Source organism: Peribacillus sp. NPDC056705 (assembly GCF_043656335.1).
The window spans coordinates 1-26,456 of sequence record NZ_JBHTYI010000043.1; the positions used below are offsets into that span (position 1 = coordinate 1).

General features: G+C 38.0%; 24 protein-coding genes, 1 tRNA gene, 1 rRNA gene and 1 pseudogene. 16 read left to right on the forward strand and 11 right to left on the reverse strand.

What is annotated here, in order from left to right:
* From rrf to tsaD, 6 genes are all read left to right on the forward strand, one after another.
* Window positions 1-94: ribosomal RNA gene (gene rrf, locus ACFRAK_RS25420) — 5S ribosomal RNA — on the forward strand; the annotation flags it as partial.
* Between the two features lie 66 nt (window positions 95-160).
* Window positions 161-234, forward strand: a tRNA-Met gene (locus tag ACFRAK_RS25425).
* Window positions 235-433: 199 nt separating this feature from the next.
* Complete coding sequence (gene tsaE, locus ACFRAK_RS25430; protein ID WP_387604765.1) at window positions 434-886, forward strand: tRNA (adenosine(37)-N6)-threonylcarbamoyltransferase complex ATPase subunit type 1 TsaE; 453 nt, start codon at window positions 434-436, stop codon at window positions 884-886.
* Complete coding sequence (gene tsaB, locus ACFRAK_RS25435; protein ID WP_260288951.1) at window positions 886-1,578, forward strand: tRNA (adenosine(37)-N6)-threonylcarbamoyltransferase complex dimerization subunit type 1 TsaB; 693 nt, start codon at window positions 886-888, stop codon at window positions 1,576-1,578. Before tsaE ends, tsaB begins: the two co-directional genes overlap by 1 nt.
* A gap of 22 nt (window positions 1,579-1,600) precedes the next feature.
* Window positions 1,601-2,053: a ribosomal protein S18-alanine N-acetyltransferase gene (gene rimI, locus ACFRAK_RS25440; RefSeq protein WP_260288950.1), complete on the forward strand. Its 453-nt coding sequence runs from the start codon at window positions 1,601-1,603 to the stop codon at window positions 2,051-2,053.
* Complete coding sequence (gene tsaD, locus ACFRAK_RS25445; protein ID WP_192207539.1) at window positions 2,050-3,063, forward strand: tRNA (adenosine(37)-N6)-threonylcarbamoyltransferase complex transferase subunit TsaD; 1,014 nt, start codon at window positions 2,050-2,052, stop codon at window positions 3,061-3,063. The genes rimI and tsaD overlap by 4 nt, the downstream gene beginning before the upstream one ends.
* Window positions 3,064-3,344: 281 nt before the next feature.
* Here tsaD and ACFRAK_RS25450 read toward each other — a convergent pair whose 3' ends face one another.
* On the reverse strand, window positions 3,345-5,264 hold the full coding sequence (locus ACFRAK_RS25450; RefSeq protein WP_394572739.1) for an ABC transporter ATP-binding protein: 1,920 nt from the start codon (window positions 5,262-5,264) through the stop codon (window positions 3,345-3,347).
* 133 nt (window positions 5,265-5,397) lie between these two features.
* Here ACFRAK_RS25450 and moaC point away from each other — a divergent pair, with 133 nt between their 5' ends.
* Window positions 5,398-5,904 (forward strand): cyclic pyranopterin monophosphate synthase MoaC, encoded by a 507-nt coding sequence (moaC, locus tag ACFRAK_RS25455; protein ID WP_192207541.1) that lies wholly within the window; start codon window positions 5,398-5,400, stop codon window positions 5,902-5,904.
* Between the two features lie 33 nt (window positions 5,905-5,937).
* Window positions 5,938-6,597, forward strand: a complete 660-nt coding sequence (locus ACFRAK_RS25460; RefSeq protein WP_387604771.1) for a redox-sensing transcriptional repressor Rex — start codon at window positions 5,938-5,940, stop codon at window positions 6,595-6,597.
* Window positions 6,598-6,626: 29 nt separating this feature from the next.
* On the opposite strand, the gene ACFRAK_RS25465 is transcribed toward ACFRAK_RS25460, so the two are convergent.
* Both ACFRAK_RS25465 and ACFRAK_RS25470 read right to left on the reverse strand, forming a co-directional pair.
* Window positions 6,627-6,839, reverse strand: a complete 213-nt coding sequence (locus ACFRAK_RS25465; protein ID WP_034306342.1) for a YdiK family protein — start codon at window positions 6,837-6,839, stop codon at window positions 6,627-6,629.
* Window positions 6,836-7,561: a CPBP family intramembrane glutamic endopeptidase gene (locus tag ACFRAK_RS25470; protein WP_394572740.1), complete on the reverse strand. Its 726-nt coding sequence runs from the start codon at window positions 7,559-7,561 to the stop codon at window positions 6,836-6,838. The genes ACFRAK_RS25465 and ACFRAK_RS25470 overlap by 4 nt, the downstream gene beginning before the upstream one ends.
* A gap of 334 nt (window positions 7,562-7,895) precedes the next feature.
* On the opposite strand from ACFRAK_RS25470, the gene groES reads away from it, so the two are divergent.
* Together groES and groL are read left to right on the forward strand one after the other, a co-directional pair.
* Window positions 7,896-8,180, forward strand: a complete 285-nt coding sequence (groES, locus tag ACFRAK_RS25475) for a co-chaperone GroES (protein WP_034306337.1) — start codon at window positions 7,896-7,898, stop codon at window positions 8,178-8,180.
* 59 nt (window positions 8,181-8,239) lie between these two features.
* A complete protein-coding gene (gene groL / locus ACFRAK_RS25480; RefSeq protein ID WP_053533467.1) occupies window positions 8,240-9,877 on the forward strand; it encodes a chaperonin GroEL in 1,638 nt (545 codons plus the stop codon).
* Window positions 9,878-10,535: 658 nt separating this feature from the next.
* Here groL and ACFRAK_RS25485 read toward each other — a convergent pair.
* From ACFRAK_RS25485 to ACFRAK_RS25495, 3 genes are all read right to left on the reverse strand, one after another.
* Window positions 10,536-11,672, reverse strand: coding sequence for a glycosyl hydrolase family 18 protein (locus tag ACFRAK_RS25485; RefSeq protein ID WP_387604776.1), 1,137 nt, complete (start codon window positions 11,670-11,672; stop codon window positions 10,536-10,538).
* Window positions 11,673-11,950: 278 nt separating this feature from the next.
* Window positions 11,951-12,874 (reverse strand): LCP family glycopolymer transferase, encoded by a 924-nt coding sequence (locus ACFRAK_RS25490; RefSeq protein ID WP_387604778.1) that lies wholly within the window; start codon window positions 12,872-12,874, stop codon window positions 11,951-11,953.
* Window positions 12,875-13,150: 276 nt separating this feature from the next.
* Window positions 13,151-14,575, reverse strand: coding sequence for a glycosyltransferase family 2 protein (locus ACFRAK_RS25495; protein WP_394572741.1), 1,425 nt, complete (start codon window positions 14,573-14,575; stop codon window positions 13,151-13,153).
* Window positions 14,576-15,288: 713 nt separating this feature from the next.
* Between ACFRAK_RS25495 and ACFRAK_RS25500 the strand changes: the two genes are divergently transcribed.
* Both ACFRAK_RS25500 and ACFRAK_RS25505 read left to right on the forward strand, forming a co-directional pair.
* Window positions 15,289-17,205 carry a gamma-glutamyltransferase gene (locus ACFRAK_RS25500; protein ID WP_394572742.1) on the forward strand — a complete coding sequence of 639 codons (1,917 nt, stop codon included), beginning with the start codon at window positions 15,289-15,291 and terminating at the stop codon, window positions 17,203-17,205.
* Between the two features lie 274 nt (window positions 17,206-17,479).
* Window positions 17,480-17,815, forward strand: a complete 336-nt coding sequence (locus ACFRAK_RS25505) for a polysaccharide deacetylase family protein (RefSeq protein WP_394572743.1) — start codon at window positions 17,480-17,482, stop codon at window positions 17,813-17,815.
* Window positions 17,816-18,154: 339 nt separating this feature from the next.
* On the opposite strand, the pseudogene ACFRAK_RS25510 reads toward ACFRAK_RS25505, so the two are convergent.
* Window positions 18,155-18,355: pseudogene (locus tag ACFRAK_RS25510) on the reverse strand (transposase); the annotation flags it as partial.
* A 710-nt stretch (window positions 18,356-19,065) separates the two neighbouring features.
* On the opposite strand from ACFRAK_RS25510, the gene ACFRAK_RS25515 reads away from it, so the two are divergent.
* Window positions 19,066-19,512: a GyrI-like domain-containing protein gene (locus ACFRAK_RS25515; protein WP_394572744.1), complete on the forward strand. Its 447-nt coding sequence runs from the start codon at window positions 19,066-19,068 to the stop codon at window positions 19,510-19,512.
* Between the two features lie 225 nt (window positions 19,513-19,737).
* Here ACFRAK_RS25515 and ACFRAK_RS25520 read toward each other — a convergent pair whose 3' ends face one another.
* The gene (locus ACFRAK_RS25520; protein ID WP_394572748.1) at window positions 19,738-19,896 is read right to left on the reverse strand and encodes a hypothetical protein; all 159 of its coding nucleotides are present in this window, start codon (window positions 19,894-19,896) and stop codon (window positions 19,738-19,740) included.
* Window positions 19,897-20,481: 585 nt separating this feature from the next.
* On the opposite strand from ACFRAK_RS25520, the gene ACFRAK_RS25525 reads away from it, so the two are divergent.
* A complete protein-coding gene (locus ACFRAK_RS25525) occupies window positions 20,482-21,834 on the forward strand; it encodes an arsenic transporter (protein WP_387604844.1) in 1,353 nt (450 codons plus the stop codon).
* Window positions 21,835-21,862: 28 nt separating this feature from the next.
* A complete protein-coding gene (locus tag ACFRAK_RS25530; RefSeq protein WP_387706806.1) occupies window positions 21,863-22,537 on the forward strand; it encodes a DUF2642 domain-containing protein in 675 nt (224 codons plus the stop codon).
* Between the two features lie 597 nt (window positions 22,538-23,134).
* Here ACFRAK_RS25530 and ACFRAK_RS25535 read toward each other — a convergent pair.
* Window positions 23,135-23,458 carry a VOC family protein gene (locus tag ACFRAK_RS25535; protein ID WP_387706808.1) on the reverse strand — a complete coding sequence of 108 codons (324 nt, stop codon included), beginning with the start codon at window positions 23,456-23,458 and terminating at the stop codon, window positions 23,135-23,137.
* 289 nt (window positions 23,459-23,747) lie between these two features.
* On the opposite strand from ACFRAK_RS25535, the gene ACFRAK_RS25540 reads away from it, so the two are divergent.
* Window positions 23,748-24,014 (forward strand): acyl-CoA dehydrogenase family protein, encoded by a 267-nt coding sequence (locus ACFRAK_RS25540; RefSeq protein ID WP_387604846.1) that lies wholly within the window; start codon window positions 23,748-23,750, stop codon window positions 24,012-24,014.
* Between the two features lie 210 nt (window positions 24,015-24,224).
* Here the strand turns inward: ACFRAK_RS25540 and ACFRAK_RS25545 are convergent, their stop codons facing one another.
* Together ACFRAK_RS25545 and ACFRAK_RS25550 are read right to left on the reverse strand one after the other, a co-directional pair.
* Window positions 24,225-25,022 (reverse strand): carbon-nitrogen hydrolase family protein, encoded by a 798-nt coding sequence (locus tag ACFRAK_RS25545; protein ID WP_387706810.1) that lies wholly within the window; start codon window positions 25,020-25,022, stop codon window positions 24,225-24,227.
* Between the two features lie 23 nt (window positions 25,023-25,045).
* Window positions 25,046-26,263 carry a sigma-54 interaction domain-containing protein gene (locus tag ACFRAK_RS25550; protein WP_394572745.1) on the reverse strand — a complete coding sequence of 406 codons (1,218 nt, stop codon included), beginning with the start codon at window positions 26,261-26,263 and terminating at the stop codon, window positions 25,046-25,048.
* Between the last annotated feature and the right edge of the window lie 193 nt (window positions 26,264-26,456).

Here is a 26,456-nt window from a genome sequence, read left to right on the forward strand (position 1 = left end):
TCACACCCGTTCCCATTCCGAACACGGCAGTTAAGCTCTTCAGCGCCGATGGTAGTTGGGGGTTTCCCCCTGTGAGAGTAGGACGTCGCCAAGCTATAATCTTTGTATTCTTTTTGAGTAATCGGGAATACTATTTTTATAAAAGAAGCATTTATACCGTCGCGGGGTGGAGCAGTCCGGTAGCTCGTCGGGCTCATAACCCGAAGGTCGCAGGTTCAAATCCTGTCCCCGCAATCATGAAAAAAACGAAACCCAGGTTTCGTTTTTTTGTTTTATCCGAAATTCAAACAATTATGTCCTTAACTTATTTGTTTCTTCTTTTGAAACAAGGTAAACTACATATTAGAATGGTTTTTGTTCCATAATATTGCGTTTATGGTTCTCGACATGAACTTTAGGACGTTTTCCTAATAATGATAAAGGTGATTGATATATGCAACAGGTTGAATGGATTTCTCAGAATGAGGAAGAAACAGCGCGATTTGCGCAGGAATTGGCACAAAAGCTTTCAAGCGGCGATGTGCTGGCTTTAGAAGGTGATTTGGGTGCAGGGAAGACGGCATTCACAAAAGGATTGGCTAAAGGATTAGGTGTTACCAGAATGGTGAATAGTCCTACCTTTACGATAATAAAGGAATACATGGGACGATTGCCTTTATATCATATGGATGTATATCGGGTAAGTGAATCGGAAGAAGATTTAGGCTTTGAAGAATATTTTGATGGTGATGGTGTGACTGTCGTTGAATGGGCCCATTTAATAAAGGATCACCTTCCGGAGGAAATCTTGACCATTTATATTTATCGCCTGAGCGATACAAGCCGGCGTTTTGTTCTGGAAGCCAAAGGCGAACGATATGTAAAGTTATGTAAGGAGATTATTTGATGAAGGTTTTAGCTATAGATACATCGAATTTCACATTAGGGGTTTCCCTGGTAAACGGGAGTCAAGTAATTGGTGAGTATACGACGAACCTAAAGAAAAATCATTCGGTGCGGGTTATGCCAGCAATTGAAACACTGCTGAGGGATTGTGATACTAAACCGAAGGATTTGACTAAGATAGTGGTCGCTCAAGGCCCAGGATCCTATACAGGCGTCAGGATTGGAGTGACGATTGCAAAAAGCTTGGCCTGGACACTTCAGATTCCTTTATCGGGTGTTTCCAGCTTAGAGGTTTTAGCAGCTAATGGACGTTATTTTAACGGGTTGATCTCTCCGTTGTTCGATGCAAGAAGAGGGCAGATTTATACTGGATTATATGAAATGGAAAATAACTCTTTAAAGACAGTCATTGAAGATTGTAATATTTTATCCTCTGAGTGGGCGAATCAATTGAAGGAATTAAATCGTCCCGTTTTATTCGTTGGTCAAGATGTGGACATCCACCGGGATGCAATTACGGAAGCATTAGGTGAATTAGCTGTATTCGCTCCGGTACAGTCATATAACTCAAGACCAAGCGAACTGGCCTTCCTTGGTCTTGATAAGACTGAAGTCGATGTTCACCAGTTTGTACCGAATTATATCCGCATGGCTGAAGCAGAAGCTAAGTGGCTTGAACAGCAGGGGAAATAAACAAGGAAAGCGACCGATTATTATGAGTAAAACATTGACGTTCCGAAAGATGAATACGGAAGATATCGACCAAGTGCTAATTGTGGAAAAGCAGTCCTTCACTTTGCCTTGGAGCCGGGAAGCTTTCTTTAATGAACTGAATCATAATCAATATGCTGTATACATGGTGATAGAAGATGAAGGGAAAATTGCCGGTTATTGCGGTGCATGGATCGTCATTGATGAATCGCACATTACCAATATAGCTATATTGCCAGAATACCGAGGGCAAAAGCTTGGGGAAGCTTTGCTCAGGAAGATGATTGAAATCTCCATTTCGATGGGTGTGGTCAGGATGACGCTTGAGGTACGGGTCAGTAATGCAATAGCCATTTCGCTTTATGAAAAACTTGGTTTCCAAAAGGGTGGAATCCGAAAAAATTATTATACGGACAATCAAGAAGATGCTTATGTTATGTGGGTGAATTTTTCATGAAAAAAGATCAATTTATATTAGGAATTGAAACGAGCTGCGATGAAACTGCGGCAGCTGTCATAAAAAATGGAACGGAGATACTGAGTAATGTCGTGGCTTCACAAATCGAAAGCCATAAACGTTTTGGCGGTGTCGTCCCGGAAATAGCTTCCCGTCATCATGTAGAACAAATTACGATCGTTCTCGAAGAAGCATTGGTGCAAGCCGGTGTGACATATGAAGACTTGGATGCCATTGCCGTTACAGAAGGCCCCGGACTGGTAGGGGCACTATTAATAGGCGTGAATGCGGCGAAGGCTGTAGCTTTCGCGCATGGAATACCGATTGTCGGAACGCATCATATCGCGGGTCATATCTATGCAAATCGTCTTATTCAGGAAATCGAATATCCTGCGCTTTCTTTAGTCGTTTCGGGAGGCCATACGGAATTGGTCCTTTTAGAAAAACCGGGTACTTTCAAGGTGATAGGGGAAACGCGGGATGATGCAGCAGGTGAGGCGTATGATAAAGTGGCCCGAACCTTGGGGCTCCCTTATCCTGGAGGCCCTCATATCGATAGGCTGGCACAAGAAGGTTCACCAACTTTGAAACTGCCTCGGGCATGGTTGGATGGCAGCTATGACTTTTCTTTCAGCGGGCTGAAATCAGCGGTAATCAACACTTTGCATAACGCCGAACAGCGCGGGGAAAAAATTGAACCTAAAGATTTAGCCGCAAGTTTCCAAGCTAGCGTGATAGAAGTGCTTGTTATGAAAGCTGTAAAGGCTGCAAAGGAATATAATGTGAAGCAGGTATTGCTTGCTGGAGGAGTTGCAGCAAATAAAGGCCTTAGGGAAGCATTAACGGAAGCTTTTAAGGATTTACCTATGGATATATCCATTCCGCCCCTATATCTTTGCACGGACAATGCCGCCATGATCGGTGCTGCTGGCAGTGTCATGTTTGAAAAGGGAAAACGATCAGGTTTGGATTTGAACGGAAATCCTGGATTGGACATTGAAGCATTTTAATTGACGAGAAGACAGGATCCCTCACTTAGGCATCCTGTCTTTTTTATCGTGTTTATAAAAAAAATAGAATATTCTGTGGATAAATTTTTTTAGATGATCATACTGCATGTGTATAAAGTGGGGTTTTTGTGGATAAGTGGATATGTTTCTGTGGATAATGTGCATAACCCAAATTAATGGCTAGTGAGCGGTAAGTGGTTTGTTAACAATTTTGTGGATAACTTTCAAGCAACGTTTTAATTGGAGAAGAAAAAGACCGAGTCAATTAACTCGGTCTTTTGTCATTCCTCCAGTTCAGTCCATTCTTCAAGAAGCTGGTCCAAACTTTCCTGGGCATGATCAAGCTTTGTTTGGACCTCCATTACTTTTTCATGGTCCTGAAAAACACCTGGATCACAAAGGAGATCATTATATTCGTTTATTTCGATCTCAAGAAGCTCCATGGCTGCCTCGATTTCCTCAATGCGCCGCTTTCGCTGGCGTTCAGCTTTTTTTGCTTCTTTATCAATTTTGTAATTTGTTTTTTCTACAGTTGCATCTAAAGTTTTAGCCTGTTCCTGCTCTTCAAGTGCTTGGATTTCCGCCTGCTCCTGTTTCTTCTCTAGATAGTAATCATAATCACCGAGGAATTCTTCGTTGCCGACTTTGGAGAGCTCTATCACTTTCGTTGCTATCCGATTTATGAAATAACGGTCATGTGAAACGAAAAGAATAGTTCCCGGATAATCGATCAAGGCGTTTTCAAGCACCAATTTACTATCGAGGTCCAAATGGTTCGTTGGTTCATCAAGAATTAAAAAATTCCCTTTTTGCATCATCATTTTGGCAAGGGCAAGCCGTGCCTTTTCGCCCCCGCTTAGTGTGGAAACGGTTTTCAAAACATCGTCCCCGCTAAATAGAAAATTACCGAGTACTGTGCGAATGTCCTTTTCCGGTTTAAGGGGATAGTCGTCCCATAATTCATTGAGTACGCGTTTATTGGAAACAAGGTTAGCCTGTTCTTGATCGTAGTAGCTGACTTCTACGTTCGTTCCAAAACGGAAACCACCAGAAAGTGCAGGCAGCTTAGAAATGATCGTTTTCAATAAAGTTGATTTTCCAACTCCATTTGGGCCAACAAGTGCTATGCTTTCCCCTTTAGTCATCCGGGAATTTATATTCTTTGATACCGTTTCCCCTTCGTATCCAATAGCCAAGTCCTGAAGTTGAAGTACTTCATTTCCGCTTTGCTTTTCAATCTGGAAAGAAAAATTCGCGGATTTTTCATCACCTTGCGGCTTGTCCATAACATCCATCTTTTCGAGCTGTTTGCGTCTGCTTTGTGCTCTTTTCGTGGTGGAAGCCCTGGTGATATTACGTTGGACAAAGTCGCGAAGCTTTTCAATTTCCCCTTGTTGCTTCTCGAACAGTTTCATGTCCCGCTCATAATCTTCCGCTTTTCCCTCTAGGTAAGAACTATAATTACCATGGTATTTTTTCATGTTATTCCGGGAAATCTCATATACGAGGTTTACTACTTTATCTAAAAAATAACGGTCATGTGAAACAATAAGGACAGCTCCCTGGTAGCTTTGTAAATATTGTTCAAGCCAAGAGAGGGTTTCGATATCCAGATGGTTCGTCGGCTCATCCAGAATCAATATGTCCGGTTTCCTTAAAAGCAGTTTCCCTAATGCAAGCCTTGTTTTTTGTCCGCCGCTTAAAGTGGAAATGGGGGTAGAATAGTCAAAGTCAGCAAACTGAAGTCCATGCAATACGGAACGGATATCCGCCTCATATTGATAGCCGCCCTTCTCTTTGAATGCCACCATCAAAGTGTCGTATTCATTCAGCACTTTTTGGTAAATTGTTTCGTTTTCAAAGATGTCAGGTCTGGCCATATCAGCCTCAAGGCGACGCAGGTCCTTTTCTTGCTCTATAAGGTCGGTGAATACAGTCAGCATCTCATCCCAAATGGTCAGTTCGGATTCCAATCCCGTATCCTGGGCCATATAGCCGATGGTGACGCCTTTTGGTTTGATTATCTCACCGCCATCATGGGAAAGCTGCCCGGCTATGATTTTAAGCAGAGTTGATTTACCGGCGCCATTTCGGCCGACTAGTGCAATTCGATCTTTATTTTGAACTTCGAGCTTCATATTTGATAAAATAAGTTCAGCTCCATAATATTTCGATAGTTGATTGATTTGTAATAAAATCATAGATTTCACCTCAATTGATTATTGTTAGTGTAACGTATTTTAGTTAATATCGGCAACAGCTTGGTTCCAAGCTTAAACAAAAGCTGTTACATAAAGTGGAATAATAGTGTATGATTTAGGAGGGGTTACTTAAATGGGAGACTTAACGCATTTTAATGAACAGGGCAGGGCCAAAATGGTCGATGTGAGTGCTAAGCCTGAAACAACCCGGACGGCAGTAGCTCAATCGAGCATTTTATTGAATGATGAAATATATGAATTGGTCACGAACCATAAAATGAAAAAAGGTGATGTACTGGCTGTTGCGCAAGTTGCAGGAATAATGGCCAGCAAGAATACATCCAATATAATTCCAATGTGCCATCCCATTGCTCTGCAAGGGGTCAATATAGCCTTTGATTGGGAAAAAGAAGAACAAGGATATAGGCTTACGATTGAAACGGAAGCTAAGACAAAAGGGAGTACAGGTGTGGAAATGGAAGCGTTAACAGCTGCATCCGTGACTGCCTTGACTGTTTATGACATGTGTAAGGCCATTGATAAGGGAATGGTGATCGGGCCTACATTCTTAGTGGAGAAAACAGGCGGAGTGTCCAGTAGCGATTATAAAAGGCAAGTAAAGCAAACAGATAGAGATTAAGTTGACAAGCATGTGTGAAAGCGGGGAAGAACAATGAACCATGACCCAAAGATACCGCAGGCGACAGCCAAAAGGTTGCCATTGTATTATCGATTTTTAAAGAACTTACATTCCTCAGGCAAACAAAGAGTTTCCTCGGCAGAGTTAAGTGAAGCTGTAAAAGTGGATTCTGCCACAATTCGCCGTGATTTTTCCTACTTTGGCGCGCTTGGGAAAAAAGGCTACGGCTACAATGTCAATTACTTATTATCCTTCTTTAGAAAAACACTAGATCAAGACGAATTGACCAAAGTCGCTTTAATCGGGGTAGGAAATTTAGGAACCGCTTTTTTAAATTACAATTTCATGAAAAATAATAATACAAAAATTGAAATGGCTTTCGAGGTTTCTGAAGAAAAGGTCGGCAAGCGAATAGCTGATGTGCCCATCTATCATATGGATCAAATCGATACATTATTGCAGGAAAATAATATTACTGCGGCTATATTGACAGTGCCAGCACAGGTAGCCCAGACGATAACCGATCGTCTAGTCAAAGCTGATATAAAAGGAATATTGAATTTCACACCTGCACGGCTGACTGTGCCTCCATCCATAAGGGTTCACCACATTGACCTGGCCGTGGAGCTTCAGTCGCTCATCTACTTCCTGAAACATTATCCTGTAATGGAAGAAGCCGCATTGGAGGAATGAAAAAAACGCTGCATCATTGCAGCGTTTTTTTATTTTTTCTTATTTTTTTGTGCAGCTTTAATCTTAAAGTGCAGCATGATCATGCGTAATCCCGATCCAAAATCAAGAGTTGCAATAAGGACAAGTATGTAGGCAAAGAGTCCCCATCCGGAAGAATTGACGGTTTGAATCGCGATAGCGGTAAAAAGAGCTCCTAAGCCAGCATAGATGATGCCCATAAATAATGGTGATTGACGTTTCATAATAAACCTCCGATGAAGGCCTGTGCAGTATCTAGCATCTTCTCAATATCCTCCCGATATACCACTTGAAGGATGATAACAAGCGTATTCATCGCAATATGAGCGCTCATGGAAACGAGAATGCGACCTGTTTTCGCATAAAGGAAAGCAAAGGTGAAGCCCATTGCCGTATATAATAGAAGATGTTCAAATTCACCATGCGCCAAGCCGAAAATAACTGAGCTGATTAAAGCTGAAATAAAGAAGTTAAAGCGTTTATGAAGAGACCCGAAAATGATTTTCCGGAAAATTAATTCTTCCAATATAGGTCCAATTACTGAAGTGACGAAAATGACCATGGGGACTTTGTAAATGAGTGAAATAAGTTGCTGCGTATTTTCAGATTCAGACTTCACCCCAAGGATTTGTTCAATGCTGCCGGCAATGCTTTGTGCAAAAAGAGCCATGAACACTCCTGCAACTGCCCATAATATGGACATCGGGACGGTAGTTTGATTTCTCGTGCCCAACTGTTCCCTCATATCTTTTTTCATTAAAAAAAGAATCAAGAATAAAGCAGCGAGAAAACTGAAAACTATCCAATATGCTGCAGACTTCACTTCGAGTTCATCGGCCGGCATTCCGGTAGAAGATCCGATAAGCATGAAAATGGGTACCCCAACAATACTGGATAATTGCATGGCAATATAAGTGATGATGACGAACCAATATTCTTTTTTCAAAAATGAAAACTCCTTTTATAGTCACCCATCCCGTTCGGAACGTTCCTGATATGGGGACAATCTATAAACGCATACTCCAAAATGGTATCAAATATTGAGGCAGAACACCACTTAAAGGTACCCCTAACATAACATTTCAATTACATTGTTAAGGAAATCATTATGTTAAAGTAGTTTACCCTTAATTTATCAGAAATTAATAAAAAATTTTCAATAAGATACTTGCAAAAAAGGCTCGGTTTATTTAATATTATAAATGTGTTAGCACTCGATGATGAAGAGTGCTAATAATCATGAAACAAATTATCAAGAGAATATGAGGAGGTTGTTTCACTTGTTAAAACCATTAGGTGATCGCGTTATTATTGAACTAGTTCAAACTGAAGAAAAAACTGCAAGCGGTATTGTTCTTCCTGATACTGCTAAAGAAAAGCCACAAGAAGGTAAGGTAGTAGCAGTTGGTACTGGCCGTGTCCTTGAAAATGGCGAACGTGTTGCTTTAGAGGTTGCCCAAGGCGATCTAATTATCTTCTCGAAATATGCAGGTACTGAAGTTAAATACGAAGACACTGAATACTTAATTTTACGTGAAAGCGACATTCTAGCTGTAATCGGCTAATTATACATCATACTTAACTGAACGAAAATTTTCTTAAAATTTTAGGGAGGTACTTATAAATGGCTAAAGAAATTAAATTTAGTGAAGAAGCTCGTCGCTCCATGCTTCGTGGTGTGGACGCACTTGCAGATGCAGTTAAAGTAACGCTTGGACCAAAAGGTCGTAACGTGGTTCTTGAGAAAAAATTCGGTTCACCGCTTATCACAAATGACGGTGTGACGATCGCTAAAGAAATCGAATTGGAAGATGCATTCGAAAACATGGGTGCGAAATTGGTTGCTGAAGTAGCAAGCAAAACAAACGACGTAGCTGGTGACGGTACTACTACTGCAACAGTTCTTGCACAAGCGATGATCCGTGAAGGTCTTAAAAACGTAACAGCTGGTGCTAACCCAATGGGTATCCGTAAAGGAATCGAGAAAGCGGTCAATTCAGCAATTGCAGAATTGAAAGCCATTTCCAAACCTGTTGAAAACAAAGAATCAATCGCACAAGTTGCTGCCATCTCTTCAGCTGATGAAGAAGTGGGCCAACTGATTGCAGAAGCAATGGAGCGCGTTGGTAACGACGGCGTCATCACAATCGAAGAGTCTAAAGGTTTCACAACTGAATTGGACGTAGTAGAAGGTATGCAGTTCGATCGCGGATATGCATCTCCATACATGGTTACTGATTCAGATAAAATGGAAGCTGTCCTTGAGAATCCATATATCTTGATCACAGATAAAAAAATCACGAATATCCAAGAAATCCTTCCTGTCCTTGAACAAGTTGTTCAACAAGGGAAACCGCTATTATTGATTGCTGAAGATGTAGAAGGCGAAGCGCTTGCAACTCTAGTTGTGAACAAACTTCGTGGAACATTCAACGCTGTTGCGGTTAAGGCCCCTGGATTCGGTGACCGTCGTAAAGCAATGCTTGAAGACATCGCGGCTCTTACAGGCGGCGAAGTGATCACTGAAGAAATCGGACTTGATCTTAAATCCGCAACAATCGATTCATTAGGCCGTGCGTCTAAAGTGGTTGTTACAAAAGAAAATACAACAATCGTTGAAGGTTCTGGAGACACAGCTCAAATTCAAGCTCGTGTAAACCAAATCCGTGTCCAATTAGAAGAAACGACTTCTGAATTCGACCGTGAAAAATTACAAGAACGCCTTGCTAAATTAGCTGGTGGCGTAGCGGTAATCAAAGTTGGTGCAGCTACCGAAACAGAATTGAAAGAACGTAAACTTCGTATTGAAGATGCATTGAACTCCACTCGTGCTGCTGTTGAAGAAGGTATCGTAGCCGGTGGTGGTACAGCACTTCTTAACGTATACAATAAAATCGCTGAAATTCAAGCGGAAGGCGACGTAGCAACAGGAGTGAAAATCGTTCTTCGTGCAATCGAAGAGCCTGTTCGTCAAATCGCTCACAATGCCGGTCTTGAAGGCTCTGTAATCGTAGAGCGCCTTAAAGGCGAAGCAGTAGGCACTGGCTTCAATGCAGCTACTGGACAATGGGTGAACATGATCGAATCCGGTATCGTCGATCCTACTAAAGTAACTCGCTCTGCTCTACAAAACGCTGGTTCTGTAGCAGCTATGTTCTTAACTACAGAAGCTGTAGTTGCTGACAAACCAGAACCTGCAGGCGCTGGCGGAATGGGCATGCCTGATATGGGCGGCATGGGCGGCATGGGCGGCATGATGTAATAAGGGTTTAAATCCCTTTGATATAGGGGTTTAAAGAGTATTTAGAAATAAATGCTCACCTATTTGCTCACCTAACATGTAAATATCTTTTAAAGTTGAAGGTCTTCCATTAGTTTACTGAACTGATGGGAGGCCTTTTTATCCCCCAGACGATGATGATAGCAGAAGAAATTAATACTTTATACTGCCCGTTAGCTGCCTGCTGTAACCTCTTTTTAGTTTCAGCATCTAATACAGCTATATAATTTGTATGTTGTAAATTAAATGCTGAAAGCCCTAATTTTACTAATCAAAAATACCGTTTAGTTCTTGTTCTGTAATAGTATAATCGGGTAAAAAATTGCTCGCTGATCGTCTGTCTTCTACACAAAAGACATGAAAAAAGAGGCTTCCATTAAATTTCGAAAATTAATGGAAAACCTCTAATTCAGAAAATGTTACCCCAATGTTGCCCCTCGTACGAAAACAACGGTTTTAAACCTTGATATTAATGGGTTTAGGCACCAAGCTACATCATGCCGCCCATAAGCTCTCAACGTAAATCCTCGAAAACAACTACTAAAAAACCTATTAAAATCAAGAGTGAAAACGAGTGGTTAACAGAATAAACGATAATACATCAATAGTGCCCGCCTCCAGTTAGACAATGGGGCGGGCGCTATTGATTCTCATCTTCCTGTCTTTTAATCAGAACGTCAAAAATAGCGCTTGTTACACTACGCGTCCCTTCAGCATCATGCCCCAGCTCCCATAGCATCATACCACCAAATTCGTTAGCAAGAGCAAGTTTGGTTTTCTTTATCATTGTCGTTTCTCCATTATAATGATAGGTCGTCCCGTTCAAGTTAACTTTGTCTCTTTCAGCATTTGTAGGATCATGATTAATGATAGCATTATAAGATAAATGCATTTTCGTTAAGTCTTCTGGTTGTGCAAAAAGAGGAACTCCTAATACTAACTTTTTCTTCGAAATTCCAAGTTTGTCAAATAAATTAGACCAATAGCTTACGATATTCTTAGTGAATGGATACGGTGATAAATTTGCAGCATTATATTTCCCGTCCCATTGACCGTCATATGCCATGATATTAACGTGGTCAACATAATAAAATATGGATGGATCATAAACAACTGATTGAACTTCTGTCCCTGTCACACTATGAATCATTGAATATACGGCTATCGATAACTCCTTGTCATTTAAGTGTAACTTTTCTCCCAATGTTTTTGTAAAAACAGCTAGATAATGTGCGTCCTCTTTTGAACGGGGGTGCTCAAAATCAATATCAATCCCATCAAGATTCTCTTCATTCGTTAGTTCAATTAGTTCGTCAATAAGCTTTGTACGAGAAGTGGGATTTGCTATGGCAGTTTTAAAATAGTCATATGATTCTCCGCCTTTCAAGTGGCGCATGCCACCTACAGCAATCATCACCTTTGTATCTTCTTGGTGTGCATTTTGAACCATTTTGCGGAGATTTGATAAGGCCTTCCCACCATTCAATAAGAGACTTCCATCTTTTTCAGGATGGACAAATGAAAAAATAATATGTGTTAACTTCGTATAATCGATCGACGCGGGATCTCTAAAATCCTGAATATATCCTATTAATACTTTTGAATCGACAGGTTCTATATGTTGTTCTGATTTTGGCGCTTCTCCTATTATGAGTTGGCTTTGTGTTTGTGTCTGACCTTTTTCTGTATTGTTACTTGTAAATATAGATTCTAAAAAAAACCCTCCTATAAAAATGAGCAATGCTACTATTGTTAGAAGGAGGTAGTGTTTCTTCATTCAACAACCTCTTTTCATAGAAAACCGTCTTTAGAAATAGTATCAAAAAGAAATGGGAATGGGAATGGGAAGTAATGTGGTGGAAATAGTGTAAGCAACCTTATTACTCTAATTAGAGTTAAAAAGGTTGCTTATTGTAGTTATAAATCTTTCTTAAACTGTTTAGTCCAAATAAAACTTGTGATCGACTATCAAAATGTCCATTTATGATAAAGTAATTCTTTTGCATCGGAACCTTTAAGCATGAAATCAATAGGCATAGACCGATAGATAGAAAGTTATTGCTTGTCAATCTCAAGGTGTTTTTTCAATTCATTGGAAATTTCATCGAGCTTTTCTTTATCTGGTATAAAATAGTAGATTTTATTTATTTCCGAATCTTTTCCATCAATTTGGTGCTGTACTATGTTTTGAAGGGACTCTTTATAATTGGATTGAATGGCCCACATATCATTGAAAGTCAAGTTTGTTTTCACGTTGTTTTCAACAACTTTAAATATATCATCAAATTTCGTAATAGAGGATATGTGGGATCCCTTATTAATCACAGCTTCGATTACTTGACGTTGTCGAAGTTGTCGACCAAAGTCCCCCCGTGGATCGTCTTTTCTCATTCGAGAGTAACCTAGGGCTTCTTTACCGTTCAAATTGATCGTGCCTGTCGGATAATGAACACCATAAATAGTAAAATCTAAATCATTATCTACTTTCACTCCTCCTACTGCATCAACAATATCTACAAAGCTTTTCATATCACCCTTTATAAAATAATCAACAGGAATATCTAAGAACTTTTCTACGGTACGTATGGCCATTCCATCACCACCCAATGCATGAGAGTGGTTAATCTTATCTTTTGTTCCTTTCCCAATTATCTTAGTATACGTATCACGAGGAATGCTTACCACGTGCATGGATTGATTATGGGGATTAATCGTTAATAAGATTAATGCATCAGACCGTCCGTGTAGTTCTCGACCTGCGGGATCATCAATTCCCATTAGTAAAACTGAAATGGGATCTCCTTCTTTAATGTTAATCTTTTCTAGTCGTTCTTTAGATTCGTATTTTACTTGAATACTTGCTACAGTTGACGTTACTATGGACCATAAGTAATATGTGTAACTGCCTGTCCCTAAAATTAAAATAACAATTGTGGTTAATATAATAAGTAATATTTTTTTTCTCTTTCCGGTGCGCATTGTATACCTCACTTTAATAAATCTAATGGATTATAGATTATTTGTTTGTATTTAAAAATAAGAAATTATAAATTTTTGAACTGTGGATAAGCGCTTCGACATCCAGCGTAAGCGTCCCAGCGACTAATGAACTTCCCCCTCACTGCGATAAGTTAACATCGAATCGCTTACGCTCTTCGTGTTTCCTTTATCTCATTCGGAGTGGTCCAGTCCATACGTCGCTAAACGGGCACTTGTGCTTTGTTCTGAAAAATACATACTCTCTTAATTATTGGACTATGCTACAGATTTAGAATCTGTTTTAGAATCAGTTTGATAGTCTCGTCCTGTTCGATTTACTTTATTCCAGTCCTTGTTGAAGAAATAAGCAATACTTCCATACATTACAAGGTACATAATGATAAAGCGATAAATAAAAATATCTAGGAGAATAGTAAAGAATAAGCGATATATATCTTTCTTTTGAAATCTAAATCCGTAATACCTACTCACTCCAATTGCCACCAAATTATACATAAAATGAAACAATAAAATGTAAAGTAAAATGGTAAGCATATGTAAAATACCGGAAGAAAATGGATTAAAGATACTATTTACCACAAATAAACTCGTCATAATATAAGCAGTAATGGTTCTACCTATAAAAGATTCAAATATATAGAAAAACGAGACGGCTTTAGTAAATAAGGTTTTACAAATAAAAGAACGGAAATGGATGACACAGTCTATAAATGCCTTTTGCCAGCGTACGCGTTGTTTAAAAAAGTCCTTCCAGTTTTCAGGTAATTCTGTATAAGCAACAGCATCTGAAATTAGAGCAATCTTCTTATTTTTTTGTTTGGATATGTACTTATGGATGCGTAGTGTTATATCAATGTCTTCTCCTATAGTTGAACGATAACCTCCTACATTAATAAGTGTTTGTTTCGTAAAAATACCAAATGCTCCTGATATGACGGCTAAAGCTTGAAAACGTGCAAGTGATAATTTTGTAACATAGAAAGCTTTTAGAAAATCCAATGTTTGGAGACGTACTAGCATGTTTGCATGAACTAAAGACAAATAGCTCAAAGGTTTAGATGTTTTTGTTTGTAGAACGTGCACGACCCCTCCTGCAGCAACGACGTCCTTATCTTCAAAGGTTTTGTTAATCACTGATAAGGCCTGATCTGTCAAGATGGTGTCTGCATCTAATGTGATAACTAAACTTTGACTCGAATATTCAATGCCTGCATTTAAGGCATCTGCTTTTCCACCATTCGGTTTATCTAAAACGTATATATGAGGGTAAAGCTTGGATTGAAAAACATTTTTTACTTTTTTATGGGAAAGCTTTCTGAGTGTAGATCTAGAACAGGGTGTTAATTTTAGAAACTTATTCAATAAAGAAAGTGTTTCATCCGTTGATCCGTCATTGATATAAATGACCTCAAACTGTGAATAAGATAATGATTTCATACTGTTAATCGAAGTTTCAATAATTCCCTGTTCATTGTAACAAGGGACTATTATACTAACCCCTTTTTCTTTTTCTATTTCTACATTACGATTAACGTCTTCGCTTTTTTCCCGAAACCAAGGCAAACAATGGAGTAAATGAAGCACAGGGAAAGCATTGCCTAAAAAGAACAAAAATACGAGAATATCATCCAAAAACACAATCGAAGGTATAATATCCGAAGTTATAATATCAATAATCATTCATCACCTTTCTGACATGTTATATTATCAGAAAATAAGGAAATAGAAATTATTTCTATGGAAATTCAGGGAAAAATTAATATAGGTAATTCTGTTGTTATAATTGTAAAATAATAAAAATTAAATATGTATAAAAACGGATAATGATGAAGATTTTATACTATTAAGTAATGCGAGGTTTGTGTAGTAGTCAAATTACAATCCGAAATAAGCTTTAATAGATATTAAATAGGCTTATAATCTGGATCTAAATACCTGAAAAATATGTTTTCTTTGAAATACAAATGAAATTTTCAATTCTATCAAAAACTCTCGTTCTTCACTTATCTAGTTGTAGAATAAAATCAACAATAGCAACTGAAATTAGTGGAAATTACTACAATTAAAACAACCATTTAATGTCCACTCATATACAAAGTAATGACGAAATTCATATCCTATCCCCTGATTTTTATAATTCCATTGATTTACAGACCTTTATGCTAGTAAATGGGGGAATAGATAAAGGATAATCGTGATGTTCAATTTTTTATGATTCTTTCCTAACGGTGTAAGAGATTTACCGTTATCCGTTTTTTAACTTTTTTTATCATTATTTTACTTTTTTACAGAATGCAACAGAGATATTACATTCTGATAAAATCAGTTTTCCTTCCTTCATTCTCTGATAATATGAATTTCTATGAAAATTTAGTGAGGTGGGGAACGGAACTTTGTTAAAGAAATTATTAGCATTATGTCTTTTATTAAATCTTATTATTTCGGGGGGAGTGGTACACGCCAATTCGGTATCCAGTGAACAAGATAGTACACCTTCAGTTACTGATCTCATGGGTTCACAAGAAGGTTATGGTGTGAGTGCCTCTAATCCCCGCGCAGTCGAAGTGGGGATGAAAGTGCTTGAAAATGGAGGGAATGCCGCTGATGCTGCCATTGCTGTTTCCTACGTGCTTTCTGTTGTTGAGCCATTTGGGTCAGGGATTGGCGGCGGTGGTCAAATGCTACTTATACCGCCGAAGACAAATAAACCTGTTGTTTATGATTATCGAGTACAAGCCACATCTGATGAGAAACTGGGTAGTAAAAAATCAGGTGTCCCCGGTTTCGTTAAAGGGATGGATATGATACATAGAGATTATGGGTCAAAACCATTTGCTGAACTGATTTCACCTGCAATCGACTTCGCAGAGAAAGGAGTTGAAGTCGACAAACTATTATCGGAACGTCTTACAGGAGCCAGTCAGAGGTTGCCGGTAAAGGACTTGCCGCATTTCTATCCTGATATGAATCCCATAAAACCGGGGGAAACGTTAAAACAAAAGGAGTTGGCGAAAACTCTAACTAAAATCAAGGAAAACGGTCCAAACGCTTTTTATAAAGGTGAAATAAGTGAGAGTTTTATAAAAGCTGTTCCATACATGGATAAGAAAGATTTGGAAGACTATGAAATTCAGAAACCAGAACCTGTGAAAGGAAAACTGAATGAATGGACCGTTTATTCTGCCAGTCCTCCTCTTACAGGAGTACCATTTGTTCAGTCGTTAAAACTTGCTGAAAAAATGAATATAGCCGAAACAAAAGGTGATGAGGGCCGATTCACTCATTTAATGACAGAAATCTCAAGAGTCACAAAGAATGATAGAATAAAAGAAATCGGAGATCCTACATTCAATAAAATAGATGTGGATGAACTTGTCAGTGATGCTCATATCCAAAAACTTGCTGATAATATTTCTCCTCACAAGATCTCAACAGTAACAGAGGATGACGGGGAAAACGTTAATGATTCCCATACAGATACAACACATTTTGTCATTGTCGATAAAGAAGGAATGATGATATCTGCAACTAATACATTGAGCAACTTTTTCGGAACAGGAGAATATACGGATGGTTACTTTATCAATAATGCCATTGAATATCAATTTAGCACTAAAAAAGATTCACCAAACCGTTATGAACCTAATAAGCGCCCAAGAAGTTCTACCACTCCGACAATTTTGATCAATGGAGAAAGAGCTATTGGGATTGGAAGCCCTGGAGGAGCAAGAATTCCGTCTGTAATGGCACAAGTGTTAGCCAGACATTTTTATCTGGATGAATCATTTGAAGAGGCTGTGAGAGCTAAAAGGTTTTATGGTAAAGGTAAATATCTATATGTAGAAGATGGTTTTCCTGAAGAGGTAAAAGTTGACATGAGAAACCGAGGATATAAGGTTCAACCAATGCATATATCCGTCTACTTCGGTGGAATTCAAGCGCTTGAAGTGAACAAAAAAGAAGGTACCATTGATGGAATTGCTGATTCACGACGAGGCGGAACATGGGATGCCAAGGGTAAAAACACTTATAAAGTTCAAAATGGGGATACCCTTTGGATAGTTGCTAATAAGTATCAAACATCGCTGGATAAGATAGTAAATCTAAATAAATTGCAGTCTACTGACCTTTATCCAGGTCAACAATTAAAAATTCCTGGACCGAGTAAAACATACACAGTTGTTTCAGGAGACACAATCTATAAAATGTCACTTAAACTTGATATTCCGATGTCTGAGTTAATACAAGCCAACCCGAAAATTGAAAATCCCCAGTGGATTTATCCAGGCGATAAAATAAATGTTCCATAAAAAGGACAACAGGAATGACTTTTATGGATGATTTATAATAGGGGAATTGAAAGTAACAATAAAGGCAATTGAGTAATTATCAACACGGATTCTGCGTTAAGCTAAATCCGTGTTTTTTTCGTTTTAACGTAAACGTCAAATGGAAACGTCAAATGGAACATGTGAACCATTTTATAAAAATACTGTAAGACCCAGAACTCACAAGACCTCCCCATAAATTGTCTTTTATTAATAAAATCCTCCTTCGTGAATTCTGAACATTAGGGAGGGAATCATGACATTGAAGAAAATTTCCATTTTCCTTGGGTTCAAACCAGATTTATTCCGACCGCCATATGGAGAAATTGAAGATAGACAGGTAGCAATGCTTAATAAACAAGGCTACCGTTCGATCATGTGGACGGCTGATACAAAGGACTGGAGTGGAGTGTACGCAGAAGAAATTGTATCAAGAGTGAAGCAAGACACTAGACCTGGAGTTATCGTCCTTCAACATAACTATCATGCATCCGGGCAATTTGAAACTGTTAAGGCATTGCCACAAATCATTGACGAATTACGTGCACAGGGCTATGAGTTTGTTACCGTCCCAACACTCTTAGGTAAATAGGAATAAAGAATTCGGGGTGCTGTTTTGTGTAGTTATTTTTTGTTTTATAAAGAGTAAAGATTTTTTTACACGGTCCAGAATCAAACTAATAATGTGTTGAAAATCTTTAGTATTTTTCAAAAGGCATAATTTAAGAGAGGGACTAAAAGCGTCCCTTGCTTTCCAGGTAAATGAGATGAATTTCCTTCGTGAGTTCTTGGTTTTCCTGTTCGCGATTTGATACGACTATTTGAAGGGACTGATAATGGCTGCTTCTTGGGATTTCTAGTATTTCACACATCTTCTGTACGGGATATTGTTTCTTGTGTTCCTCAATAAATTCGGTAAGATCTGTCTCGGTTACTTTTTCGCGAATATGGCCATAGCCTTTTTTAAGATTTCAACTTCTTGCTTTAACCGAAGGTTTTCCTTCGACTCTTTCCCTAAACCGATAGGGGTAAATTCTTTAACCCATTTATAAATGGTAACTTCTGATACGCCATATTCGTCGCTTAATTCTTTAACTGAATTACCCGAGTGATAAAGATTTACAATAGTCTTCTTGAATTCATTATTTTATTTTTTACCTGTATTCTCACGTTCCAAGACGGACACATCCTCTCAAAAATCATTGTAAGGACTTAACTAAAATGTGTCTATGAAACTATACTAACTCCATTAATTTCTACAACGAAACATTTAAACATCCTTAAAGTGAATTAATATAAAGGAAATATCTTATTCAGCTAACAGGTGCGTTTGCTGAAGATTGGAGCTGTCTTTAAGGCAGCCTTTTCTTTATGGAACTATCGGGGCAGGTTAGTTGAAGAAGAATAATGGGTTATTGTGGTAATATGAGATTATAGGGGGCTATCTAAATGAAAAATTTAATTATTGGTATCATAGTTTTATTGGTACTTTGGCTAATACTTCCGTTATTCAATATAAACTCATCATATTTAATTCCTATTGTTATTGAATGGGCTACAAAGTTCATACTTCCGTGGATAGTATTGTATTGGATTATCAGACTCACTAAAAATTTAGAAAAAATTTATTAGCCTTTATTGAACTAACGGGTGCGTTAGCTGAAGATCGGAGCTGTCTTTAAGGTAACTCTTTCTTTATGCAACTAAAGGGGCAGTTTAGTTGAATAACAGTTGCAGAAATCAGTATGAAATCCTTACTTCAATGCAGGAAGTAAGGATTTTTTGTTGAACAAATAAAATTAGAATATTATGGAATTTTTTATGTGAAAAGGAGAGGTTAATATGTCGTTTATGATGGTTAAAAAAGAATTTAAGCTTGTTGGATTAAAAGGTAGTGGGGAGTTTGTTAACTTTGGTAATGAAGTACCCTTGCTTGCAAAGCAACTATTAAGTCGCTCAAATGAAATACTAAATCCAACAGAGACCGAAATTGCATTATTTGAGCCTAAAAAGGATGAGGAGCATAGGATAGGTCATTATTATGTAGGGTTAATTGTGAGTGAGAAATTAAATGAAGTACCAACAGGAATGGATTATATTGAAATAAATAAAAGTTACATAACTACAAGAGGAAATATATCTAATTTGGGAGAACTTCATTTAAATTTATTGAATTGGGCAGTAGAAGAAGGTTATCAAAGAGATCTCGATTCTTATATTATCGAGACATATCACCTTATGGGGGAAGGAGATGAAGAAGTACAGATTTATTTACCAATTCAAGCTTAAAAGACAAATCAAAAATCTTCTTCAACAAACGGGGCAGTTTAGTTCCTGAAGGAATATTGAGTATAGTGATGGTAAAGAAATAATTGTAGAAGGTGAAGTCTTTGAAGAAAAGGAACTATTATGATGGTCAGGGTTTTTGGAATGAAGATACAAAATTCAACGTATTAAATATCCGATAAACGATGAAATAATTGGACAAGCTGAAGGTTTATTAAACATTAAATTTCATTGCTGGGACTCAGCAGGATAAATGAAAACAGAGCCTCGTGGGGTGCTACCTACCTTGGCGTGACTCGCGACATGATTGTGCTTGGCTATATCTACTCCGACAATTAAGGTTTCAGAAGTAATTTGAGAGATTTTATGATTTTGGTTATAATTCATTGTGAGACCTCCAAATAGATGTATTGTCCTTTTTAGCTGGCCAGCTCAGGACACATTCATCTTATCAAGAGGTCTTTTTTCGTTCAAACCTCATTTTCAGTTATTACAGGAATGCTGCCCCTTTAGTTCCATAAGAAAAAGCTGCCTTAAAGACAGTTCTGATTCTAAGCTAACGCACCCTGATATTCCAACTAGAAAATTCCATGACTACTTAAAGCCATAAGCAGAAGGTGAAAATAGGATAAACCATATCGGGCGACGCTTACTTAGCATCGCTTTTTATTTTTGCCATTAGAAACTACTTCAATTTAATAATAAGGTTTAATTCTTGTAATTAGGTATGTTCTTCTATCTTGACATGTGTAATTACTTGAATCGTTGTTTTAGACTCTAGAGGATTTTTCGGAAAAACGGGTACAAACCTAAAGCCTTTCTTAATCGTGATACATAAAATACAGTACAACATCACAAGAGGGATAGATGGAAGGGAGGGACAAGAGTGGACATGCTCAATAAAGGGGTTAGGTCGTCTCATGAAAACATCATGAAAAACTAGCTAGAAAGAAGGAGAAAAATATGCAACCGATGGTTTGGATAACCGTTTTATCTTTTTTGGTTACCCTCGGATTGATTCTTTGGAGGCCTAGAGGCATTAATGAAGCTATACCTGCCACGATAGGTGCGATTATTGTCATACTCAGTGGAAGTGTTTCTCTATCAGACCTGGGTTTAATTGCAGAAACGATAAGCGGTGCTGCGATAACTATTATGGCAACGATTGTAATGGCGATTGTCTTAGAGAGTTTTGGATTCTTTAACTGGGTGGCAGAGAAGCTTGCGGAAAAAGCAAATGGGTCTGGTATCAGATTATTCTGGTATGTCAATCTTTTATGTTTTCTCATGACACTCTTTTTCAATAACGATGGAAGTATCTTAATTACAACCCCAATTCTAGTCATGTTATTAAACAACATGGGCTTAAAAAACCATCAAAAAATTCCGTATTTGCTGTCTGGAGCCTTAATTGCTACTGCTTCGAGTGCTCCAATAGGTGTAAGTAACATTGTCAATCTGATTGCTCTAAAAATCGTGCATATGAGCTTATATTTGCATACGGCGATGATGTTTGTTCCTGCCACGCTTGGTTTACTATTGCTGACTTGGCTCTTGTTCCTTCGCTTCAAAAAAGTCTTACCGAAAACCGTTCCTACTAAGATTACTGGACGGTCACACCCTTCTTACCATCCACTTAAGCCAAGTCCTATGAAACATGGTTCAGAGAAGGAACGTTCAAGGTTTATGCGAAACGTCCTGCTGTTTGTATTTGCAGTCCGTGTCAGTCTATTTGTAGCTTCGTTTCTTTCCATTCCAGTTTCTCTTATGGCTGTAATTGGCTCTCTGGTCCTTTTAGGATGGAGATGGGCTTATTTAAAAATACCTCCAACCGATATGCTGAAAAAAACGCCGTGGTATATTATCGTGTTCGCTTTTAGTATGTATGTGATTATTTACGGTCTGAATAATATCGGTCTAACAGACTGGTTGATCCAATTTATGCGTCCAATGGTGTCTGGAAGCCTGCTCAATGCAAGTGTGATGATGGGCGTACTTCTATCAGTACTCTCAAATATTTTTAATAATCACCCTGCACTCATGATTGGAACCCTCACGTTAACGGAAATGAATCTAGATTTACTCTCCTTGAAAATCGCCTATCTGGCCAACGTTATTGGCAGCGACATGGGTTCCTTACTACTTCCAATGGGAACGTTGGCTACGCTGATGTGGATGCACATTGTAAAGCGTGGAAAAGTAAGAATCACATGGTGGGAATATATAAAAGTAACAGCTGTCGTTATACCGCCTACTGTATTATTCACATTAGTGGTTTTATATTATTGGGTTTCTTGGCTCTTTGGTGGAGCACTTAAAGGATAAAACAATATGAGGAAAAAGGAGAATAAATATGCTTTCTGATTTTGTAGATTTAATGGGAAAATATATCGAAGTGGAAATTTCTGGAGGAGAATTCCGCAAGGGAATCCTAATAGATGCTGGGTTGGACATCATTGTTTTAAACGATTGCAGGACAAATTCATTCCTCTACATTCCATTTGTTCATGTTCAAAGATGGAAAAAAGCCAGTTTAGATGAAGAATATACCTCTTTTAACCCTCCTTTAGAAAAACCAATTGAAGCTGATACCATTTCGTTTCGTAAAGTATTAACTATTGCTAAAGGTTTGTTTGTCAAGGTCTACGTCACAGGGAATAAATCCATTCATGGTTATTTAACCAGCATTATGAACGATTATTTTGTCTTTTACTCCCCAGTGTACAAAACAATGTTTATTTCGATGAATCATGTTAAGTGGCTAATTCCGTATTCTCCTAATACAATACCGTATTCTTTAAACAAGGAAAATCTACCCCTTGTTCCTATATCCACTCCTTTATCCAGATCCTTTTATGAACAGTTGAAAAGATTGGAAAATCAACTAGTAATTATTGATGGTGGAGACCATACTGAAAAAATTGGCTTACTCCAAAAGGTTCGAAATAACAAAATGATGCTGATAACAGCTGAAGGGGAAACGGTTTATCGGAATTTAGAGCATATCAAAACAATACAATTACCGTAAATACCTTATGTAATTAATAAGGAACTTAATAAACTCATCTTTAAACAAGAATAAGTAGGTAGGTGATGTTCACATGAGCAAACAAAATAAACAAAAAGAATAATCCACCCTGTTTTTGCTGACGAGGATGGATTACTCAATTACTTCTATAATTGTTTGTTAGATCGTGACGTTTGAGTCACGATCTTCTTTATGGTGTACCACATATTGTTATTATATGTTGTTTGGTTGAATTTTGTTTAAGGTAGAAAATATTTTGTATTTCTATTCTCATGTATTATCTCCCCTAAATTAATTAAGTCAATCCTAATTGGCACACCCAATAAAATAACTTTTGAAAATCCCTCGTATTTAAATATTTATGCATTTATCTTCAACTAAACTGCCCCGTTAGTGCCATAAGAAAAAGGCTGCCGCAGCAACCCTGTTAATGAACTAACGCACCCGATTGTTTAATATCGCTTTTCAATTAAAACCCCTAATGGAAAACCCAAGAAATGCTATGAAAACAACATTTCTTGGGTTGTTATATCTTTCCTAACTTTCATTTGGGAACGTTATTAATAAAAAACTTTAATATATATACAATGAATAAAGCTATTTTGGTAGCTCTGTACCCACAATTTGGATTTCAAGCCCCCATGGACTCGTAATATAGAAGAAGCCGATTGGACTAAATACTCTAACTGTTACACCAGGAATATTTTCAAAATAAGTATAGGCTTTTTTAAGGTCTGTTACTGAAATTGCTAAATGAGCTGTACCAATATCAGCTGGTTTTGGCCCAGCGTTTTGTTCAGGGCCGGTCCATTGAACAAGCTCTATTTTCTTTCCGCTATATTGAAGAAAAGCAGCGCCTTCTACAAATGCTTTTTCATGAACACCGAAGCTTTGTTTTAAACGGTCGTCCTTAAACTTCATAGATAGAGCTTGAAATAATACTTCGAAATTTAAAACTTCTGTAAAAATGTAACTGCTTCACTAAGATTTGGTACTACGATTCCAGTGTGATCAATTGTTCCTTGGAAAAGTTCATTTTTCATTTTTTATTCCTCATTTCTCTAAATTCATTTACTATCTTTTTCGAGATTTTTTTTTGCTTAACGTTGTAGTATCAAACATTTTTAAGTGCTTATCATAGCTTAGCGTTGTAAAGCCGTATTTTTAAAACGGGACCCCTATTACATTAGAGCACGCGGATCTGCAGCGGATTTTAAACTTATCCATTGATCATGCCAAGCATCGGGTCCAGTTTGGTCGGCCGATTGGAGAATTTCAAGCAATTCAACATATGTTAGCGGAGATGGCGACTGAAATTTACGCCGCACATTGCATGCTTTACGATGTGATCGAAAAAACTACCCAATGTTACCTAGGCAGTTTCTCTATCTTACACTTCTATTTATATTGGTTTATTCTAATTTCTGTTCCGTTCCAGTGCGAAGATGTTTCAAGTTTATCAAGAAGCTTGTCATGAGCCAGAGCATGGTGAAATAAGGCGTAAAGTGTATACCTTCACGAATATTCTTCGTGAATTGCGCATACAGTCTTCCAGTATTGCTCGCTAAACGAACTGAGGCTAATCATAATTGCTATATTAAGTAACACGTACCCTATCATGGAAAAGCCTAGTAGCATATATGCACTTGGTTGCCCACCAAATTAATTCCACCCAAGTGTCTTTGGTTTATAAACCATGGCCGCGATAAAATTCCGGCCTTCTGTTGGACAAATAATTCAAAATTCCTTTCGACCGTTCGTTCTCTTCCAAATCAATTTCAACCACAGGCAGTATTTCATTGTTACCTGCCTTGTATACTGTTTTCCCATCCGGCGCAACAACCTGACTTTCACCAAAAAAGATGTTATCAATATGCAGCCCTACTTTATTTGTCACTGCAGTAAATATATGGTTTTCAATAGCCCTAGAATGAACAAAAGCATGTTGATATATTTGGTAGGGAACCATATTGGCGGACAAAATAAAGATGATTTCCGCTCCTTGCAGTGCCAGCAAGCGCGCCATTTCGGGAAACTCGAGATCATAGGTGATCAATAAACCGAATTTGCCTTCCGGGGCCTCAATCACCGCACAATGGTCTCCTGCTGTAAAGTGCTTTTGTTCTTCATGATAAAGGTGCGTTTTTCTGTACACATCGACAATCTCTCCGTTTTTATTAATGAACACAGCCGAGTTATAAAGACAATCTTCTTGTTTTTCTGGAAATCCAAAGATGACGCCTATTTGATACTCCCTTGCACAGGCACAAATTGCTTGCACACTCTCTCCTTCGACTGTTTCCCCTAAATCTTTAATTTGTTCATTCATAGTATACCCTGTTAAAAACAATTCCGGAAAGAGCACATAATCTGCATGTTTTTGTTTTGCTTCTTTTATCGTTTCTAAAGATCTTTTCAAGTTGTATCCTTTATTCAACAGTTCACACTTTAATTGGGCAAGTGCTATACGAAGTGGCCTGGCCATTTTACTTTCCTCCTATAGTCAGATCAATTTTCACTATTATATTTTTTTAGTTTTTTTGAAATCGTTGATTGATCAACATTTAAGTACTGAGCCGTTTTATATGTGTTTTGAAAAACATGATAAGTTTGTAAAATAAGATCCTTTTCGAGCGCTTCTTTTGCTTCTTTTAAAGAAGAAAAGGAAACAGCGTTCCGATAGCGATCAGGATTGTAGGTGAAAGGAGGCAGGTTACTTTCCTTGCCATGGGATGGCGTATCTAAGACTGAAAAATTGGTAACCACAAGCCTTTCTATTGTATTCTCCAGCTCCCGGACATTTCCTGGCCAATCAGCATCCATAAACCCTTCCAACAATTCCTGATCCAACATGTAGTTTCGGTTATATTTCCGGTTGAAATTATCCAAGAAATTTTGAGCAAGTTTAGGTATGCTCTCTTTCCTCTCTCTTAAAGGTGGAATAGTTAATGGAATTACGTTTAATCGATAAAATAAATCTTCTCGAAACTGTTGCTTTTCGACTAAAGTGGAAAGGTTTTTATTTGTTGCTGCGATGAGACGGACATCAATCATTTGAAACGTCGTCGCTCCCACTTTCCGAATTCGATTTTCCTGAATAACATCAAGCAATTTTGCCTGAGCATTCAGCGGTAATTCTGCTATTTCATCAAGAAAAATGGTTCCCTTTTCAGCTGCTTGAAACAAACCCGTTTTCCCTTTATTTTTTCCGCCTGTAAATGTGCCGGCTTCGTATCCAAACAGCTCAGACTCCACCAAATTTTCAGGCAGCGTACTGCAATTGATGGAGATGAAAGGACCTTTATTCCTTGTGCTCTTTTGATGTATCAGTTTAGCAATCGCACTTTTGCCAACTCCTGATTCTCCCAACAGCAAAACGGTAGAATTCACATCAGATACCTTTTCAATGATATTGATGATTTTTTGCATGGACGGGGAATTAATAATTAACTCGGATACTGGTCGTTTTTGCTTGGAGACCAACAAATTAACGCTCGATAAATTAATAAAGGTAACCAACTTGTTTTTTTTTGAAGCATCATGAAGTAAAAGAGAAATGGAATGAACAATCACACTTGTCCCCCGCAGAGTTTGAAGAAGCTGGACGTCTTGCTTCAGGTCATATCCTCCAAGAAAAAGGTCTTGCCATTTCACATGGGTAAAGTTAATTCCTTCTGCTAGCAGATGGCTGCTTTCCTCCAGCACTTTACTCATATCCCCAAACATCTTGATAATTACCCCCTGATCATTTAGTAAACAGCTAAAACTATTCCTTTGCTCCAATAGTTGCCCACTCCTTTCAATGATGCGAAGATTTATCTTTGATGATTTTATTCATCAAAGATGAAAGTGTTTTATGTATTTAGATGAATATATTCATCGTTTTTCTTTTATTAAAGCATTCATCATTTAATAAATC

Bases quoted from the DNA above. Each gene is read 5' to 3' on its own strand.
- tsaE (WP_387604765.1), top strand. From the start codon at position 434: ATGCAACAGGTTGAATGGATTTCTCAGAATGAGGAAGAAACAGCGCGA.
- tsaB (WP_260288951.1), top strand. From the start codon at position 886: ATGAAGGTTTTAGCTATAGATACATCGAATTTCACATTAGGGGTTTCC.
- rimI (WP_260288950.1), top strand. From the start codon at position 1,601: ATGAGTAAAACATTGACGTTCCGAAAGATGAATACGGAAGATATCGAC.
- tsaD (WP_192207539.1), top strand. From the start codon at position 2,050: ATGAAAAAAGATCAATTTATATTAGGAATTGAAACGAGCTGCGATGAA.
- ACFRAK_RS25450 (WP_394572739.1), bottom strand. From the start codon at position 5,264: ATGATTTTATTACAAATCAATCAACTATCGAAATATTATGGAGCTGAA.
- moaC (WP_192207541.1), top strand. From the start codon at position 5,398: ATGGGAGACTTAACGCATTTTAATGAACAGGGCAGGGCCAAAATGGTC.
- ACFRAK_RS25460 (WP_387604771.1), top strand. From the start codon at position 5,938: ATGAACCATGACCCAAAGATACCGCAGGCGACAGCCAAAAGGTTGCCA.
- ACFRAK_RS25465 (WP_034306342.1), bottom strand. From the start codon at position 6,839: ATGAAACGTCAATCACCATTATTTATGGGCATCATCTATGCTGGCTTA.
- groL (WP_053533467.1), top strand. From the start codon at position 8,240: ATGGCTAAAGAAATTAAATTTAGTGAAGAAGCTCGTCGCTCCATGCTT.
- ACFRAK_RS25485 (WP_387604776.1), bottom strand. From the start codon at position 11,672: ATGAAGAAACACTACCTCCTTCTAACAATAGTAGCATTGCTCATTTTT.
- ACFRAK_RS25490 (WP_387604778.1), bottom strand. From the start codon at position 12,874: ATGCGCACCGGAAAGAGAAAAAAAATATTACTTATTATATTAACCACA.
- ACFRAK_RS25495 (WP_394572741.1), bottom strand. From the start codon at position 14,575: ATGATTATTGATATTATAACTTCGGATATTATACCTTCGATTGTGTTT.
- ACFRAK_RS25505 (WP_394572743.1), top strand. From the start codon at position 17,480: ATGACATTGAAGAAAATTTCCATTTTCCTTGGGTTCAAACCAGATTTA.
- ACFRAK_RS25515 (WP_394572744.1), top strand. From the start codon at position 19,066: ATGTCGTTTATGATGGTTAAAAAAGAATTTAAGCTTGTTGGATTAAAA.
- ACFRAK_RS25520 (WP_394572748.1), bottom strand. From the start codon at position 19,896: ATGAATTATAACCAAAATCATAAAATCTCTCAAATTACTTCTGAAACC.
- ACFRAK_RS25525 (WP_387604844.1), top strand. From the start codon at position 20,482: ATGGTTTGGATAACCGTTTTATCTTTTTTGGTTACCCTCGGATTGATT.
- ACFRAK_RS25530 (WP_387706806.1), top strand. From the start codon at position 21,863: ATGCTTTCTGATTTTGTAGATTTAATGGGAAAATATATCGAAGTGGAA.
- ACFRAK_RS25535 (WP_387706808.1), bottom strand. From the start codon at position 23,458: ATGAAGTTTAAGGACGACCGTTTAAAACAAAGCTTCGGTGTTCATGAA.
- ACFRAK_RS25545 (WP_387706810.1), bottom strand. From the start codon at position 25,022: ATGGCCAGGCCACTTCGTATAGCACTTGCCCAATTAAAGTGTGAACTG.
- ACFRAK_RS25550 (WP_394572745.1), bottom strand. From the start codon at position 26,263: ATGTTTGGGGATATGAGTAAAGTGCTGGAGGAAAGCAGCCATCTGCTA.